Source organism: Thermoflexus sp. (genome assembly GCF_042408815.1).
Lineage (GTDB): Bacteria > Chloroflexota > Anaerolineae > Thermoflexales > Thermoflexaceae > Thermoflexus.
The window spans coordinates 30940-45039 of the sequence record NZ_JBHOQR010000019.1; the positions used below are offsets into that span (position 1 = coordinate 30940).

General features: G+C 66.0%; 14 protein-coding genes. 6 read left to right on the forward strand and 8 right to left on the reverse strand.

Features of this window, described 5'->3' with window-relative positions; all coding sequences use genetic code 11:
- Positions 1-22: 22 nt before the first annotated feature.
- The 4 genes from ACFMO3_RS06350 to ACFMO3_RS06365 form a co-directional block, all read right to left on the reverse strand.
- Positions 23-1438, reverse strand: coding sequence for a kelch repeat-containing protein (locus tag ACFMO3_RS06350; RefSeq protein WP_376789580.1), 1416 nt, complete (start codon positions 1436-1438; stop codon positions 23-25).
- Positions 1439-1570: 132 nt separating this feature from the next.
- Positions 1571-2473, reverse strand: coding sequence for an NAD(P)-dependent oxidoreductase (locus ACFMO3_RS06355; RefSeq protein ID WP_376789581.1), 903 nt, complete (start codon positions 2471-2473; stop codon positions 1571-1573).
- 50 nt (positions 2474-2523) lie between these two features.
- Entirely contained in the window at positions 2524-4479 is a 1956-nt protein-coding gene (locus ACFMO3_RS06360; RefSeq protein ID WP_376789582.1) for a hypothetical protein, read from the reverse strand.
- 123 nt (positions 4480-4602) lie between these two features.
- Positions 4603-6192 carry a hypothetical protein gene (locus ACFMO3_RS06365; protein ID WP_376789583.1) on the reverse strand — a complete coding sequence of 530 codons (1590 nt, stop codon included), beginning with the start codon at positions 6190-6192 and terminating at the stop codon, positions 4603-4605.
- 482 nt (positions 6193-6674) lie between these two features.
- On the opposite strand from ACFMO3_RS06365, the gene ACFMO3_RS06370 reads away from it, so the two are divergent.
- From ACFMO3_RS06370 to moeB, 6 genes are all read left to right on the forward strand, one after another.
- A complete protein-coding gene (locus ACFMO3_RS06370) occupies positions 6675-7616 on the forward strand; it encodes a PLP-dependent cysteine synthase family protein (protein ID WP_376789584.1) in 942 nt (313 codons plus the stop codon).
- Between the two features lie 19 nt (positions 7617-7635).
- Complete coding sequence (locus ACFMO3_RS06375; protein WP_376789585.1) at positions 7636-8067, forward strand: M67 family metallopeptidase; 432 nt, start codon at positions 7636-7638, stop codon at positions 8065-8067.
- A gap of 93 nt (positions 8068-8160) precedes the next feature.
- On the forward strand, positions 8161-8472 hold the full coding sequence (locus ACFMO3_RS06380; protein WP_376789586.1) for a MoaD/ThiS family protein: 312 nt from the start codon (positions 8161-8163) through the stop codon (positions 8470-8472).
- Positions 8439-8903, forward strand: coding sequence for a DUF4395 domain-containing protein (locus ACFMO3_RS06385; protein WP_376789587.1), 465 nt, complete (start codon positions 8439-8441; stop codon positions 8901-8903). Before ACFMO3_RS06380 ends, ACFMO3_RS06385 begins: the two co-directional genes overlap by 34 nt.
- Complete coding sequence (locus ACFMO3_RS06390) at positions 8900-9361, forward strand: thioredoxin family protein (protein ID WP_376789588.1); 462 nt, start codon at positions 8900-8902, stop codon at positions 9359-9361. The genes ACFMO3_RS06385 and ACFMO3_RS06390 overlap by 4 nt, the downstream gene beginning before the upstream one ends.
- Positions 9355-10512 carry a molybdopterin-synthase adenylyltransferase MoeB gene (moeB, locus tag ACFMO3_RS06395; protein ID WP_376789589.1) on the forward strand — a complete coding sequence of 386 codons (1158 nt, stop codon included), beginning with the start codon at positions 9355-9357 and terminating at the stop codon, positions 10510-10512. Before ACFMO3_RS06390 ends, moeB begins: the two co-directional genes overlap by 7 nt.
- Positions 10513-10757: 245 nt before the next feature.
- On the opposite strand, the gene ACFMO3_RS06400 is transcribed toward moeB, so the two are convergent.
- From ACFMO3_RS06400 to ACFMO3_RS06415, 4 genes are all read right to left on the reverse strand, one after another.
- Positions 10758-11174, reverse strand: a complete 417-nt coding sequence (locus tag ACFMO3_RS06400; RefSeq protein WP_376789590.1) for an OsmC family protein — start codon at positions 11172-11174, stop codon at positions 10758-10760.
- A gap of 167 nt (positions 11175-11341) precedes the next feature.
- Positions 11342-12496, reverse strand: a complete 1155-nt coding sequence (thrC, locus tag ACFMO3_RS06405) for a threonine synthase (protein WP_376789591.1) — start codon at positions 12494-12496, stop codon at positions 11342-11344.
- Between the two features lie 294 nt (positions 12497-12790).
- Positions 12791-13501, reverse strand: a complete 711-nt coding sequence (locus tag ACFMO3_RS06410; protein WP_376789592.1) for a hypothetical protein — start codon at positions 13499-13501, stop codon at positions 12791-12793.
- Between the two features lie 88 nt (positions 13502-13589).
- Positions 13590-13721 (reverse strand): hypothetical protein, encoded by a 132-nt coding sequence (locus ACFMO3_RS06415; RefSeq protein ID WP_376789593.1) that lies wholly within the window; start codon positions 13719-13721, stop codon positions 13590-13592.
- Positions 13722-14100: the final 379 nt, after the last annotated feature.

Consider the following 14100-nt stretch of genomic DNA (forward strand, 5'->3'; position numbering starts at 1 on the left):
CGCTCGCCCGGGCGGGAAGAGCTCAGCGCTGGGTTGCGGGGAGGAAAAGCCGGAAGGGGAAGGGGGTGAATCGCCATACCCCGGCGCGCAGCTCTCCGCTCCATCCGCCCAGGATCCAGATCGCATCGTCCCCTGGCGCGGCGGACAGATTCCGCCACGTCCCGGTGATCGGTGTCTCGAAGGGTGTCCAGCGATCGGCGCCGGGCTGGTATCGCTCGTTGAACGCCAGGGGGATCCGCCATCCGCCCCCGATCGCGAAGAGGTAGCCATCCATCGCCACCAGCGCCAGCCCGCCCCGCCCCACGTTCAACGGCGGGCATGGCTCCCAGCGGTTGGCGGCGAACCGGTAGCGCTCACAGACTGCCAGTTCCCGCTGACCGTCGTAACCTCCCACCACGTAGATCGCATCGCCCAGCGCGGCGGCGGCGGCGAAAGCGCGGGAGGTAGGCATCGGGGCGCGGGGCTCCCAGCGCCCTCGTGCCGGATCCAGCATCCAGACTGTTCCCTGCAGGCGGCGGCCATCCCACCCCCCGAAAATATAGAGGCGATCCCCGGCGACCGCCATCGCATAGGCCGCCAGCGGCCCCGGCAGGGAAGGCCCCTCCAACCAGCGGTCGGTCTCCGGCTCATAAACGTCCACCCGATCGACCGGTTGTCCCTGAAGATTAATCCCTCCCGGCACATAGATCCGATCCCCCAGCGTTCCGGCGGCGGCCGCCGCCACCGGATACGGTTTAGGCTTCCCCCGCTCCCAGGTCGCTCTTCGGAGATCCAAGCGCTCCACCCGATCGGTGATGCCCTCGGGGGCTTCCCCCCCGATCGCGATCAGCCAGTCCCGCCAACGGGCCAGGGCGAAGCGCGCCCGGGGCGTGGGCATCTGGCCGACCAGCTTCCACCGGGATAGCGCCTCAGCCCGCTCGATGCCCTGGCCGGCCTGATCGCCCTGGAAGATCACGTCGGGGGCTTCGGAGCGGGCCGGCGCGGGCCCCACCGCCCACGCGATCCCCAGGAGGAAGGCGATCAGGAGGAGGACGGCCTGCCAGCGCGGAAAGGCCGCGAGGGTGGATTCCTCCATCTTAGAAAGGGCGGAGGCCAGCGCCAGTGGCTTCGGGGCCTCCTCCGGCGCCGCGGGCAAGGGCGCCTCTACCCCCTCTCCCTCCTCCGCTTCTTCCTCTCCGATCCCCGGGAGGGAAGGCGTCAGGGTCACCAGCCGGAAGCGGAGCGCATACATCGCGGCCTCGGTGCGGGACTGGAGGTTGGTCTTGGAGAAGATATTGCGGAGATGGACCTTCACGGTGTTCTGGCTGATCCCCAGGCGGTAGGCGATCTCCTTGTTGGCCAGCCCCTGGGCCACCAGGCGGAGGATCTCCTGTTCCCGATCGGTGAGCCCCGCCTCCTCTGGCGAGATCCATTCCATCCGGTGTTCCGGTTGCGCCATCGGGACTCCCTGAAGCCCTGTCCGGTTGGTGCGCTGGACTTCTTTGAATTTACGCTGTTGCCCTCGGGTTCGGGAAGGTGGATGGGGACGTGTTTCCGGAATGAGGGCCAAGCCCTCGAGGTTCCCCGATGATTAAATCGAGGATGCCCTTCCCGTGTTCTCTAAGGGTGGCTGATCCAGCAGCCAGGCTGCGATGGCGGAGTAATCGGCATCCGCCCATCCGTGCTCCCGGGCCATTAGGAACGTTTGCTGGGCCGCGGCGGCCAGCGGCGTGGGCGCTCCGATCTGACGGCCGAACTCCACGATCAGGCTGAGATCCTTCTCCATCAGGCGTAGGGCGAAAGAGGGTGTGAAATCTCCCTCCACGATCTTTCCGCCTTTGTTTCGCTGCGCGGGGGAGATCACCGCCAGATCCTGAAGGATCCCCCACAGTTGTTGCGGAGGGATCCCGGCGCGGGCGCCCAGGGCGAACGCCTCGCCCAGTGCCTGCATCGACACGCCCAGGATGAGATTCACGGCAAGCTTCACTGCGCATCCCATCCCGTTGTCGCCCACATAATGGATGTTCCGCCCCAGGACCCGCAGGAGATCCTCGACTGCCTCAAACGCTTCCCGTGGACCCCCGACGAAGATCGTGAGGGTGCCTTCCGTCGCAGGCCCCACGCTGCCGGAGACGGGGGCGTCGAGCATCCGGACGCCTCGTTGTGCGGCCTGTTCGGCCAGACGCCGGGAGACGGCCGGGGCGATAGTGCTCATATCCACCACGATGAGGCCCGGATAGGCACCCTCCAGCACGCCGTGGGATCCAGCGAGCATGGCCTCGGTGGCGGCGGAATCGGCCAGCATCAGAAAGACCACCTCGCTGGCCTGGGCGACGGCGCGGGGGGAATCGGCCCAGCGGGCCCCTTCGGCGATCAGGGGTTCCGCCTTCTCCCGAGTGCGGTTATAGACCGTGAGCCGATGCCCGGCCCGCAGCAGCCGCCGCGCCATCGGCGTTCCCATCCGTCCCAGCCCAATGAACCCCAGCGCGCGCATCGTGAGCCCTCCGGAAGGATTCGGGTTCGGAGTGACGGGATGGATTTCCATTATTCCACAGGCGGCAGATCCGCGACCCACAGGGTGCCATCGGCCCGGAGGAAGAAGAGCCAGCGCCGCCCCTCATCCACGGCCACAGCGACCAGATCCTTCAAGCTCTCGCCCCGGATCTGGCGGATGAAATCACCCCGCGGCCCCACCTGGATCAGGCGATCCGGCTCCAGGATGTAAAGCCACGGTCGGGGGGCCTGGAGATCCATAGCCAGGCCCACCGGCTGACGCACCGGGCTCGGGAGCGCGGGGGCGGGCTGTTCCCGCAGGGGAAACCCTTCCTCCTCATGGCCCATCGTGAACATCCGCACCCGTCCATCCCGATACAGCACATAGAGGTTCTGGTAAACCAGGAAATCCACGGCCTCCCCCAGATCCGCCCGGGGCGAGGCGAAATAAGGCTCGGGATCCCCATTGTAATCGTCCCCGGTGGGGCGTAGTCGCCAGATCTGGCCCCTCGCCCGATCCAGCACATAGAGATTCCCCCCATAAAATCGTAACCGCCCATCGGCAGGCGGGGAAAAGCGGCTGGGCACCCATCGGGGGTTTCGGTTGCGGCTCTCTGCCAGACCCTGTGTGTGCAGAACGATCAGACCGCCGACGGACCGCCCGCCTTCCGCCCCCGCCCAGGTCAGATCCAGCAACGCCCCCACGGGATGGCCCTGCAGGATCATGCCGCTCCACAGGAGCTCCTGCATGGACTCGCCGAGGAATGTCCGATGCACCTCATCGTATCCGATCCAGAGCACACAACCTCCGGGGCGCAGGGTTTCGGAGGCGCAGTGACCCTCCGGATCCAGCAGATATAGCTCATTGTCCCGCAGGATCAACCGCCACAGACGGCCCGGGGGAAGGCGGGCCAGGGGCATCGGATGCAACGGCTGCACGGCCTGATCCAGTCGGTCCAGCTGGCGTTGCGCTTGCTCCTGGAGCGCAGCCGCCTCCGGCAGCGCGGCGTATTGCTGGACGGTTCGCGCCAGATCCCGGGCGGCCTCCCAGTGGCGCCGGGCCTCCCCGGGGGCCGGTGCCCGGGCGGCCTCCTCTGCCTCCGCCTGGGCTTGAGCGAGCAGGCGGTGGGCGATCAGGACATTCCGCTGATGAATGTAAACCCCGAAGGTGATCAGAGTGATCGCCCAGGGCAAAACCCATGCCAGGGTGTGCACCCATCCCGGCGCGGTGGGCAGCGGGATGGTGGGCCATCCCCATCGGGGCATCCGGGGGAACGTCCATCGCGGCCGCGAAAGTCGAAGCCGGCCCGGCAGGCGGAGCTTCCCAAGGGGCCGGCGGGGAACCTCGAGAGGGGCTGGAACCGGAGGAGCAGGCGGTGGCGGAGAGGCCGTCGGCTTCGTCAAGGGGAGAGGCGCGGGGGTGCGATCGATGGCCAGGATCAGAAAGGCCACCGGGTGGGAAACTGTGCGGGCCACCTGGATCTCGATCGCCTCAATGATCAGGGGGAGATTCTGGATACGAGTCAGGGCGGTCAGCGCCGCGGGATCCAAGAGCGGCCCCGTCTCCGCATCGGCTACCATCAGCCGGTCCTCCGGTCGCAACCGGACCATTCCGTAGTGCAGGGAGATGGCCCGGGCGGCGCCCAACGCTGAGGACGCTCCCCCTTCCGGCGCGATCACTTGCACTCCTTCCCGGGTCACGTGAGCGGCCCAGGCTGGCCCGGCCTGGAGCAGAAAGATCGATTCCTCGCGCACCGTGAGCAGGGTGAGGCCGATCTCCCATCGTTCCTCCGGGGTAGCGTGGCGGTTCTGTTCCAGGAGCCAGTGGTTGAAAGCGAGGAGGGCTTCCCGGAGGGCGGAAGTCAAGCTGCCGGGGTGGCGGTCGAAGGTGGCCCGCAGCAGGCGGGCCGCCTCTTCAAAGGGGAAGAATGTGGGGTCGCCGCGAACCGTCAGGACGGCGTAGAGCGGCTCCGGCCGCCTGCGTCCGCGCGGAGGCAGCTCCAGCACCAGCCCCTGCGCTTGTGATCCTCTATACCATCCCGCATAAGCTGCACGCATCGGTGTGCTTTCCGAACGCTTCGATGGGCGGCAGCCCTCCCAGAGATGGAGGGCCACCCACGGCCCTGGGGATCATCGCTCCAGGGAGGGGATATGCTCCTCTTTGGCCCTGGCATCCCGGAGAAGCGCGCCCTCCGCACAGTGCAGCGCCTGGCATAACGCCTGAAGGATTTCCTGAGCGCCCTGCTGATCCCCGGCTAGACCTCGCCGTCGGGCTTCCTGCAACCGGTCCCAGAATCGCCGTCCCTCCGGATCCTCCGGCTCCCGCATGAAATCCGCCACGATCCCTTCCCGCATTGCCTGCCGCCAATCCGGAAGCCAGGCGTTCAGAAAGTAGGCAGAAGGATCGTAGGCGCGTTGGTAAGCCCGGAACGTCTCATAGAAAGCGATCGTGAATTGCAGATCCGCAACCTGCGCCGGATCGACCGGATCCGTCCACAGGCGCGGAAGCCATCGCGCTTCTACAGTCCGGATATCTTGATGATAGATAGCCTGAAGGGCATGGTCAAGGACCTCCCGGTCCGATTCTCCCGGACGGCGCTTCATCGTCTGGAGGAAAGCTCGGAAGCGGAGCCATCCTCCCTCCCGCACCAGCTCCTCCACGAAGGCGCCCGCTTCGAGGTAGCCGATCTCGTGGGGATGGGTGTAGAAATCCTCCACCAGACGTTCCAGAGGGATCCATCGACCCAGATAGAGGAGCGCAGCGGCCCGCTGGGTCAGGGGCTCCGGGCGATAGTGCCCGCCGGCTACGAAGACAGCCAGGCCTTCAACGATGAAAGACGGGAGGTGGGTCAGGCAATCCTCGCGCGCCAGCCATGCGCAGGTCATTCGGTGGGTGAACTCATGGCGTAGGATCGTGGGAACATCCACCGGCAGGCGATCCGAGAGCGGGTCCGTCAGGATCAGGCTGTCCCCCACGGTGAACCCGCCGTGCCCGAGCAGCCGGGGGATCCATACGATGTGGGTAGGAACCTGGGGGGGAAGGCTCAATCGGGCCCGAACCACGGCCTCCGCTTCATCGGCCCATTGCATTCGTTGCCCCAGCTCCGCCTCGGTTGCCGTACCCGTCAGGTAATGGTGGACACAACACCGGCTCTCCGCCTGGGCCCACTGGGCCTGTCGCTCCGCCTCTGGAAGCTGCTCTCGGGGGCGCAGAAAGACCGTGCGGGTGATCCGGTCCCCTCCCTGGAGGTCTGCCTCGGGCCTGGCCACTGCCGTCAGGGAGAGGGGGCCGGAGAGCGAGGCTTCCCATACCCAGGTCCAGATCGTGGTATGGGAGGCCCCTGGGGGCAACTCCGGGAGCCACGCGTCCGCCAGGATTTCCTCCGCTCCGGGGTCTGTCCGTCGGATCTCCACCCGGCCCGAGACGATGGAAGCAGGGGTGGTGTTTCGAACCTGAACCTCGAAACTCAGGCGGTCACCCATGTAGAGCGGCCCATCGGGATGCAGGCGAAATGCCTCAATGGTCAGCGCCCGCTTCGGCGCTGGGCGGGAGCGGAGAGGAGTGGGGGGAGGAAGCGCCGGAGAGAGCGTCAAGGTGGGCAGCTGCCGCGGAGGCGGGTTCGGCAACGAGCTCCCATGGCCTGGCAAGCCTGCCCACGCCGCGAGCCAGAGCGCCAGCAATATCCCGCTGATGATCGCCCATCGGTGGATTCGGGACATCGTCTGCTCCGGATGGGTTCAAGTTCGGGTTGATCGGATTCTATCCTGGAAAGACTGGCAAGCCCGGCCCCGAGCGCTCCAAAATTTGACAGACCCCAGAGTCGCCCCTATGATTCATACAAAATGCCGATGGAGTCGAGCGAAAAGATGCTACACGCTTTGATTCCCATCCACTGCATCTGTCCTGGGCGGGGGCGTTAGCGCCACCCGCCCGGGATGAAGGCCGAACCTGGCCTTTCTTCCCGCCGGACCGAGGGACCAACCGATCGGTGGGTGGCCAACGCCCCCGCGCCCCAAGGGGTGCTGAGGCTGCTGGCCGTTTCCAGCCCGCCGCGTCGTGTTGGTCCTTTTTATTTTAGGGTGGCGCAATCGGCTTCTGGAGGGGGAGCGAGAGGGGCCTGCGGCGGGGCGCCCATCCGGTAGGATCCCGATGAAGCGGAGATGGCGTTCGCCCATTGATTCGCCTTTCGAGAGGAGCAGCGATGCTGAAGACCATCCCGAGGATGCGGGCGGAGGCGGCGAAGGATGTGTTCGAGCTGATCGGAGACACGCCTCTGCTCCGGTTTCGAAGGCTGGTGGCGCCGTTCGCGCCTGTGGAGATCTACGCGAAGGCGGAATGGTATAACCCGGGCGGATCCGTCAAGGATCGCCCCGCTCGGGAGATCATCCTGACAGCGGAGCGGGAGGGTCGGCTGCATCCCGGCAAGGTCATCCTGGATGCGACCTCCGGGAACATGGGGATCGCCTACGCCATGCTGGGGGCGGCCCGGGGCTATCGCGTGACCTTGTGCATTCCGGCCAACGCCAGTCCGGAACGGCTGCGGATCCTGAGGGCTTACGGCGTGGAGTTGATCCTCACGGATCCGCTGGAAGGGACCGATGGGGCCATCCTGGAAGCCCGCCGCCGATATGAGGCGGACCCGGAGCGATACTTCTATGCGGATCAATACAACAATCCGGCCAACTGGAAGGCCCATTACCGCACTACCGGTCCGGAGATCTGGGAGCAGACCGGGGGGCGGATCACCCATTTCGTCGCCGGCCTGGGGACCAGTGGGACGATGATGGGCGTCGGCCGCTATCTGAAAGAGCGGAACCCGTCGATCCGCCTCATCGGGGTGCAGCCGGACGGGCCCTTCCATGGCCTGGAGGGCCTCAAGCATATGGAGACGGCCATCCGGCCCGGGATCTATGACCCGGATCTGCTGGATGAGATCCTCCCGGTCGCCACCGAGGAGGCCTATGCCATGGCCCGGCGCCTGGCCCGGGAGGAGGGGCTCTTTGTGGGGATCTCGGCGGGGGCGGCGATGGCCGCCGCCCTGAAGGTCGCCGCCCGGTTGCGAGAAGGTGTGGTGGTGACGATCTTCCCGGATGCGGGATATAAGTATTTAAGCGAGAACTTCTGGTTCGAGGGGAATGCCTAACGCACAGGAGCGAGGCTCGATGATTCTGCGGTTGCGTCAAGCCCATCGAGAGCAGATCCGAGCTCACGTGGAGGCGGGCTATCCGGCCGAGGCGTGCGGGATCTTCCTCGGCCGCGAGGTGGATGGCGCCAAGATCGTGGAACGCCTTCGGCTGGTGGATAACCGGTGGGCGGATCCGGAGGAGCAGACCCACCGGTTCCTCATCCCGCCGGAGGAGGTCCTGGCAGCCGAGCGGGAAGCCGCTGCGGAGGGCCTGGACGTCCTCGGCTTCTTCCATTCCCATCCGGATCATCCGGCCCGGCCCTCGGATTTCGATCGGGAGCATGCCTGGCCCTGGTATGCCTATCTCATCGTCTCGGTTGAGAACGGCCGGGCGACCGACTGGCGCGTATGGGAGCTGAAGGAAGATCGCTCGGCGTTCATTGAGCGAACCCTCGAGATCATGCCCTGAGGATCTCGCGGGCAGGCATTCGCCTTCCAGGATCGGGCAGTCTGGATGCCGAACTCCTAACCGAACAAACTTCCGCGCGGAGGTGGAAACCCGATGGCCGTTCAGATCCTGATCCCGACCCCGCTGCGGGTCTATACCCGAGGGGAGAAGGTGGTCACCGTGGAGGCGAGGACGGTGGGGGAGGCCCTGCGGGCCTTGACGGAGCGCTTCCCCGAACTCCAGCGGCATCTCTTTAACGAAGAGGGCCGTCTGCGCTCCTTTGTGAACCTTTACCTGGGCGACGAGGACGTGCGATACCTTCAGGGGGAGGAAACCCCGATCTCGGACGGGCAAACGTTAAGCATTGTGCCTTCGATTGCGGGAGGTGGGCCATGGTCGAGCGGAAGGTGGATCACACGGCGTTGAAGTTCAACCAGGCCTCCATCATCACGCTGAACCTTCTGGGATGGATCCTGAACCAGCCGGCGCTGGTGGCCTTCGTAGCCCTGGTCATGCTGGTGGGAACCGCCGCGCCGGGGGCAGCGCTATTCCAGCAGATTTACTTCCGGATCCTCCGGCCGCGGGGCTGGCTGCGGCCCCGGGTGCTGACCGATAACCCCGAGCCGCACCGTTTCGCCCAGGGGCTTGGGGGGACCGTCCTGGCGGGCGGAGCGATTGCCCTCTTCCTGGGTTATCCCGTGATTGGCTGGGCGCTGACCTGGGTGGTGATCGTCCTGGCGGCTTTGAACCTGTTCTTCGGCTTCTGCGCGGGCTGTTTCGTTTATTACCAGCTGAACCGCCTGGGCGTCCCCGGCTTCACGGTTCGGCCCATAGAGCGTCGGGAGGGGGAGGGATGATCGAGCGCCTCCTCCTCGCGGCAGGGATTTTGCTGGTGCTCTGGGCTGGCTGGTGCCTGATCGCCGGCGCGCAGCGCCGGCTGGCGCGGCCCCGGGCCGCCGACCTGGAGGGCTCGCTGACGTTGCTCTATTTCCACACGCCGACCTGCGGGCCGTGCCAGCTGCTCCAGACGCCGATTCTGGAGACCCTGGCCGCGGAGTGGAAGGAGGCGGTGACGGTGCGGTCCGTGGATGTAACCGCCGATCCAGAGGCGGCGGCCCGTTATCGGGTGTGGACAGTGCCGACCACGATGTGGGTGGACGCCTCCGGGACGGTGCGGGTGGTGAACAATGGGGTGGCGACAGCGGAGACGCTGCGCCGGCAATGGCTCCAGCTTCGGAAAGGATCTGGACTGGCGGAGGGAACACGATCCCATCCCGACTTGCATTCTGCATCCCTGAGGAGGTCCGGATGTTGAACGTGAATGAAGTGATTCTGACGAACGAGGAGATCCGTCGGTATAGCCGACACCTCCTGATGCCGGAGGTCGGCCTGACGGGCCAGAAGAAGCTCAAGGCTGCCAGCGTGCTTATCATCGGCGCCGGCGGCCTTGGCTCCCCGGCGGCGCTCTACCTGGCCGCTGCCGGGGTGGGGCGCATCGGCCTGGTGGATTTCGATGTGGTGGACGAGAGCAACCTCCAGCGCCAGATCCTGCACGGCACCTCCTGGGTGGGCAAGCCCAAGCTGGCCTCGGCCAAGGCGCGTCTGCTGGACCTCAATCCGGATATCACGGTGGAGACCCACGAGACGGTGCTGACCAGCGCCAACGCCCTGGAGATCCTGAGGGGTTACGACATCATCATCGACGGCACGGATAACTTCCCCACCCGCTACCTGGTCAACGATGCCTGTGTGTTCCTGGGCAAGCCTCTGGTCTACGGCAGCATCTTCCGGTTCGAGGGGCAGGCCACCGTCTTCGACGCGCGGGTGGGGCCGTGTTATCGATGTCTCTATCCGGAGCCCCCACCGCCGGGCCTGGTGCCCTCCTGCGCCGAAGGCGGGGTCTTCGGTGTGCTGCCGGGGGTCATTGGCGCCATCCAGGCTACAGAGGCCATCAAGTTGATCATCGGCCAGGGCGAGCCGCTGATCGGGCGGCTGCTGCTCTACGATGCTCTGAGCATGCGCTTCCGCGAGCTCAAGTTGCGCAAGAACCCGGCCTGCCCCGTCTGCGGCGAAAACCCGACCATCCGCGAGCTGATCGACTACGAGGCTTTCTGCGGCATGCCTATCCACGAGCATGAGGTGCGCACCGAGTTCGACATCGCGCCTCAAGAGCTGAAGGCCATGCTGGAACGGGATGGCCAGGGGATCGTGCTGCTGGACGTGCGGGAGCCCCACGAGTGGGAGATCTGCCGCCTGGAAGGAGCGATCCTGATCCCCCTTCGGGAGCTGCCGGCGCGCCTGAACCAGCTGGATCCCACCCGGGAATACGTGGTCTACTGCAAGACGGGGGCGCGCAGTGCTCAAGCCGCCCGGATCATGCAGGCAGCCGGGCTCCGGGTCCGCAACCTGCGCGGGGGCATTAACGCCTGGTCGCGGGAAGTTGACCCGCGTGTTCCTCTCTATTAAAATGGGGAACAATAAATGGGGCAAGGATTTCACCCGCTGCCGATAGAGGAGCGCGCACCCCCTAAGGGCCGGGGGCCCGGCGAAACTTGCCGGGCCCCCGGCTATTTGCAGGGGATGAGACGGACCCGGCGGGACGGTTAGGGGATCGATTTTTCCCGATTTCCGCGGCCAGCTGATCCAGACGGCGCCTCACCTGCCGTATCTTTGCCTGGCGCAAGATCCCCCATCCATTGCGCCAGCGGCATTCATCCTTCTTCCATCAGTTCGATGGTATGGGTGATCCCGGCCACGCCGCGCACAGTGGCGCTGACCGAGCAGTATTTCTCCTCCGAGAGCCGGACCGCATCCTCGACGGCTTTCGGGGAGAGACCGCGCCCGCGCACTCGGTAAATCACGTGGATGCGCCGGAAGGCCCAGGGGGGATCCGGATCCTGTTCCCCCTGCACCCGGACCTCCAGGCCTGTGACCTTCTGCCGCTTCTTCTCCAGGATGTCCAGCACATCGAAGGCCGAGCACGCTCCCAGGGCGATCAGCAGGAGCTCCGCCGGCTTCATCCCCACGCTGTCCTCCGGCCCAGTGCCGGAGATCACCACACTGTGCCGCGTGCTGTCGATCCCCACGAACTGGCGCTTCTCCAGCCACTTGATCTGCACTTCGGCCATGGCCGCTTCCCTCCGCTGTGGATGGCGGGGTGCAGATCGTTTGGATCCTCGCAGGGATAAGCGATCCCATCCCCCGGTGGTTTTCGAAGAGGCCGGGGAGGAGAGAAGCGATCAAGGGCAGGCGAGCGGTCTTCGGCGATCCATCTGTCCTCCAGCCCCATGGGAAATCAGGCCTGCGGCGGAGAGCTGCAGGGCGCGCCCGGGAAAGGAAGCGGGGGCTCCAGCTTCATCCGGACTTCCGCCGAGCGCTCGAGCAACGGTTCCAGGGCGCGGCGGAGGGCTTCCCAGTCCGCTGAGATCCGGGTGGGGGCCGGCAGGGCCCGCCACGCGATCTCCGGATCCTTCAAGCCGTGGCCGGTGAGCACGGCCACGATCGCTTCCTCAGAGGGCGAGATCAGGCCCTGGGCCAGCGCTCGGCGCAGCCCGGCGATAGCGGCCGCCGAGGCCGGCTCCACGAAGATCCCTTCCAGCGCCGCCAGCATCCGCCACGCTTCTAGGATCTCAGCGTCGGAGACGGCCAGGAAGCGCCCTCGGGATTCCTGAACCGCCTGTAGGGCCTCAGGCCCCCGGGCGGGGCGGCCGATCCGGATCGCTGTGGCGATGGTCTCCGGCTGATCCACCGGATGGCCAAGGACCAGCGGGGCCGCTCCTTCGGCCTGAACCCCCAGCAGGCGCGGGAGCTGGTGGATCCGTCCCGCCTGATAGTAGGCGCGGAAACCCTTCCAGTAAGCCGTGATGTTCCCAGCGTTCCCCACCGGGATACACAGCCAGTCCGGCGCGCGCCCCAGCTGGTCGCAGATCTCGAAGGCGGCCGTCTGCTGTCCCTCCAGACGGTAGGGATTCAGGGAGTTCACCAGCGCGATGGGATAGGCTTCCACGGCGCGTCGCACCAACCTCAGGGCCTCATCGAAGTTCCCCTCCACTGCCAGAACGACGGCGCCGTAGGCCATGGCGGCCGCCAGCTTCCCCAGAGCGATCTTCCCGGCCGGGACCAGGACGATGGCCTGCAGGCCGGCGCGGGCGGCGTAGGCCGCTGCGGAGGCGGCTGTGTTCCCGGTGCTGGCGCAGATCACCGCCTGCGCGCCCTCCGCCACCGCCTGGGTCAGTGCCGTGGTCATCCCCCGGTCTTTAAACGAACCCGTCGGGTTGAGGCCTTCGTATTTCAAAAAGAGAGAACCGGCGAGACCGATGGCTTGGGCCAGACGGGGAGCGGGCAGCAGCGGCGTGTTTCCTTCATACAGGGTGATGGGGGCGAGCGGGGCGATTCGGAGAAATGGACGATACGCATGGATAATGCCGCGCCACATCGATCCCTCGGCCATGCTCCTTCCTCCTGCGGGATGTGCACCGGGAGCGCCCAAAATCCCCAGCCATTGTGGGCCTCGGATGCCATTTCGGGAAGCCTCGCGGGCTTCAACCGGCGATGTCTTTCCAGTTTAGGGTGGATCCTGGCGAAGTGCCAAGCGGGGGGATCGGACGAGGAGCCGAAGGCGTCCGGCCGATCCCCAGACTGGCCCCGAGGAACATCCAGCGGGGGGAAATGCCCGAGGGAAAGGCTAGTCCTTCGCTGTTCCGAATCGCCCAGGGGACGCCTCCGGCCGATCGGAAGCGGAGCCCTACGCCTTTTGGGGTTGTGGCGCGGCAGCGGGGCGCTGAGTGGCCAGCAGGAAACCGATGAACATCAACGTGGCGGCCACCAGCTCCCCGATGTAAAGATACTGGCCCAGCCCCAGGCGGGTGAGGGTGCTGGCTGTAGCGACGGAGAGCGCCCCCGCCGCGATCAGCACGTTCCCCAGCACCCGATGGGGGAAAATCTGCCGCCGCCATAGCAGATACCCCGAGTAGAGGGCGCCTCCCACCAGGGTGATCAGCCCATAGATGTTGAAGAAGGGTGTGGTCATGCGAACCGGCGCTCGGGGCGGCATGATCGCGCGATACTGCTCGCTGATCGGACGGGCCGGGGTGTAGGCCGAGGCCTCCAGCGGGGTGGTCAACATCAAATAGGCCGCGATCAGGCTTCCCAGCACAAGCAGCGCGAGCAGCCCGTGGGCGAGCGCGCGCCGGCGGGCCAGCAGATAGACCGTTCCCTGGCCTAGCCAGGCAGCGTTCAGGGCGGCACCGAAAAGATACCAGATCCGAAAGACCCACGGATTCCAGGCCAGGGCCAGATAGGCTTCCGCGAAGCTCCCCAGGCCGAACATCGTGAGCCCGATTCCCCAGAGCAGGAGATGGGTTCCCCGTCGTTCGGCATATCGCCGGAACACGGCGAGAATAAAGATCGCCATCACCGCGGTCGATACAAAGGGCAGGATCTGCTGCACCGACATCGCTGGACCTCCTGGGCCTGGGATGGAGAAGGTGCAGGTCCGGATCCGAAGAAACAGGGCGGATCGGGTCGGTGGCGAGGCTCCTCGCTCAGGACCATGGGATCCAGCCAGCTGCGATGCCGATCGCGACCCCGATCAGCCCGATCATCACTACGAGAAGCAGAATCAGCAATGCGGGCACCCCCCAGCGTGTCCAGAAAGACCGTGACAGGCGTCCCATGGCGAACTCCCCGAGGATAGTTCCCCGCAGGCAGGGCATCTCAGCATCAAGCAAATTAAGTGAAGTTCACACAAAAATTACCTCATTGATTTTATTGCAGAATTCGAGGCAGCGCCAGGGAAAGAGACGTCCATCGCGCAGAGGGACAGGGGCTCCAAACGGCGGAGAGAGGGGGTCTAGAACTGCTGTTGCGGGTTCCGGTGGCCCGGCAGCCGATAGCGCCCTTGAGGAATGTGGAACAGCCTAAAACGGGGCGATGGAAACGATCCATTATACGCGAAGCGGCATGAGCCAGAATCGTCACATCCATCGTCCCCCTGGGGATCCCACCGCCGGCCCCAGGAGGAGGGCGAGGAGGAACAGGGGAAGGGCGATCCGT

What these genes read in the sequence shown, in the direction of transcription:
- ACFMO3_RS06350 (WP_376789580.1), bottom strand. Translation starts at nt 1,438, where the DNA reads ATGGCGCAACCGGAACACCGGATGGAATGGATCTCGCCAGAGGAGGCG.
- ACFMO3_RS06355 (WP_376789581.1), bottom strand. Translation starts at nt 2,473, where the DNA reads ATGCGCGCGCTGGGGTTCATTGGGCTGGGACGGATGGGAACGCCGATG.
- ACFMO3_RS06365 (WP_376789583.1), bottom strand. Translation starts at nt 6,192, where the DNA reads ATGTCCCGAATCCACCGATGGGCGATCATCAGCGGGATATTGCTGGCG.
- ACFMO3_RS06370 (WP_376789584.1), top strand. Translation starts at nt 6,675, where the DNA reads ATGCTGAAGACCATCCCGAGGATGCGGGCGGAGGCGGCGAAGGATGTG.
- ACFMO3_RS06375 (WP_376789585.1), top strand. Translation starts at nt 7,636, where the DNA reads ATGATTCTGCGGTTGCGTCAAGCCCATCGAGAGCAGATCCGAGCTCAC.
- ACFMO3_RS06380 (WP_376789586.1), top strand. Translation starts at nt 8,161, where the DNA reads ATGGCCGTTCAGATCCTGATCCCGACCCCGCTGCGGGTCTATACCCGA.
- ACFMO3_RS06385 (WP_376789587.1), top strand. Translation starts at nt 8,439, where the DNA reads ATGGTCGAGCGGAAGGTGGATCACACGGCGTTGAAGTTCAACCAGGCC.
- ACFMO3_RS06390 (WP_376789588.1), top strand. Translation starts at nt 8,900, where the DNA reads ATGATCGAGCGCCTCCTCCTCGCGGCAGGGATTTTGCTGGTGCTCTGG.
- moeB (WP_376789589.1), top strand. Translation starts at nt 9,355, where the DNA reads ATGTTGAACGTGAATGAAGTGATTCTGACGAACGAGGAGATCCGTCGG.
- ACFMO3_RS06400 (WP_376789590.1), bottom strand. Translation starts at nt 11,174, where the DNA reads ATGGCCGAAGTGCAGATCAAGTGGCTGGAGAAGCGCCAGTTCGTGGGG.
- thrC (WP_376789591.1), bottom strand. Translation starts at nt 12,496, where the DNA reads ATGGCCGAGGGATCGATGTGGCGCGGCATTATCCATGCGTATCGTCCA.
- ACFMO3_RS06410 (WP_376789592.1), bottom strand. Translation starts at nt 13,501, where the DNA reads ATGTCGGTGCAGCAGATCCTGCCCTTTGTATCGACCGCGGTGATGGCG.
- ACFMO3_RS06415 (WP_376789593.1), bottom strand. Translation starts at nt 13,721, where the DNA reads ATGGGACGCCTGTCACGGTCTTTCTGGACACGCTGGGGGGTGCCCGCA.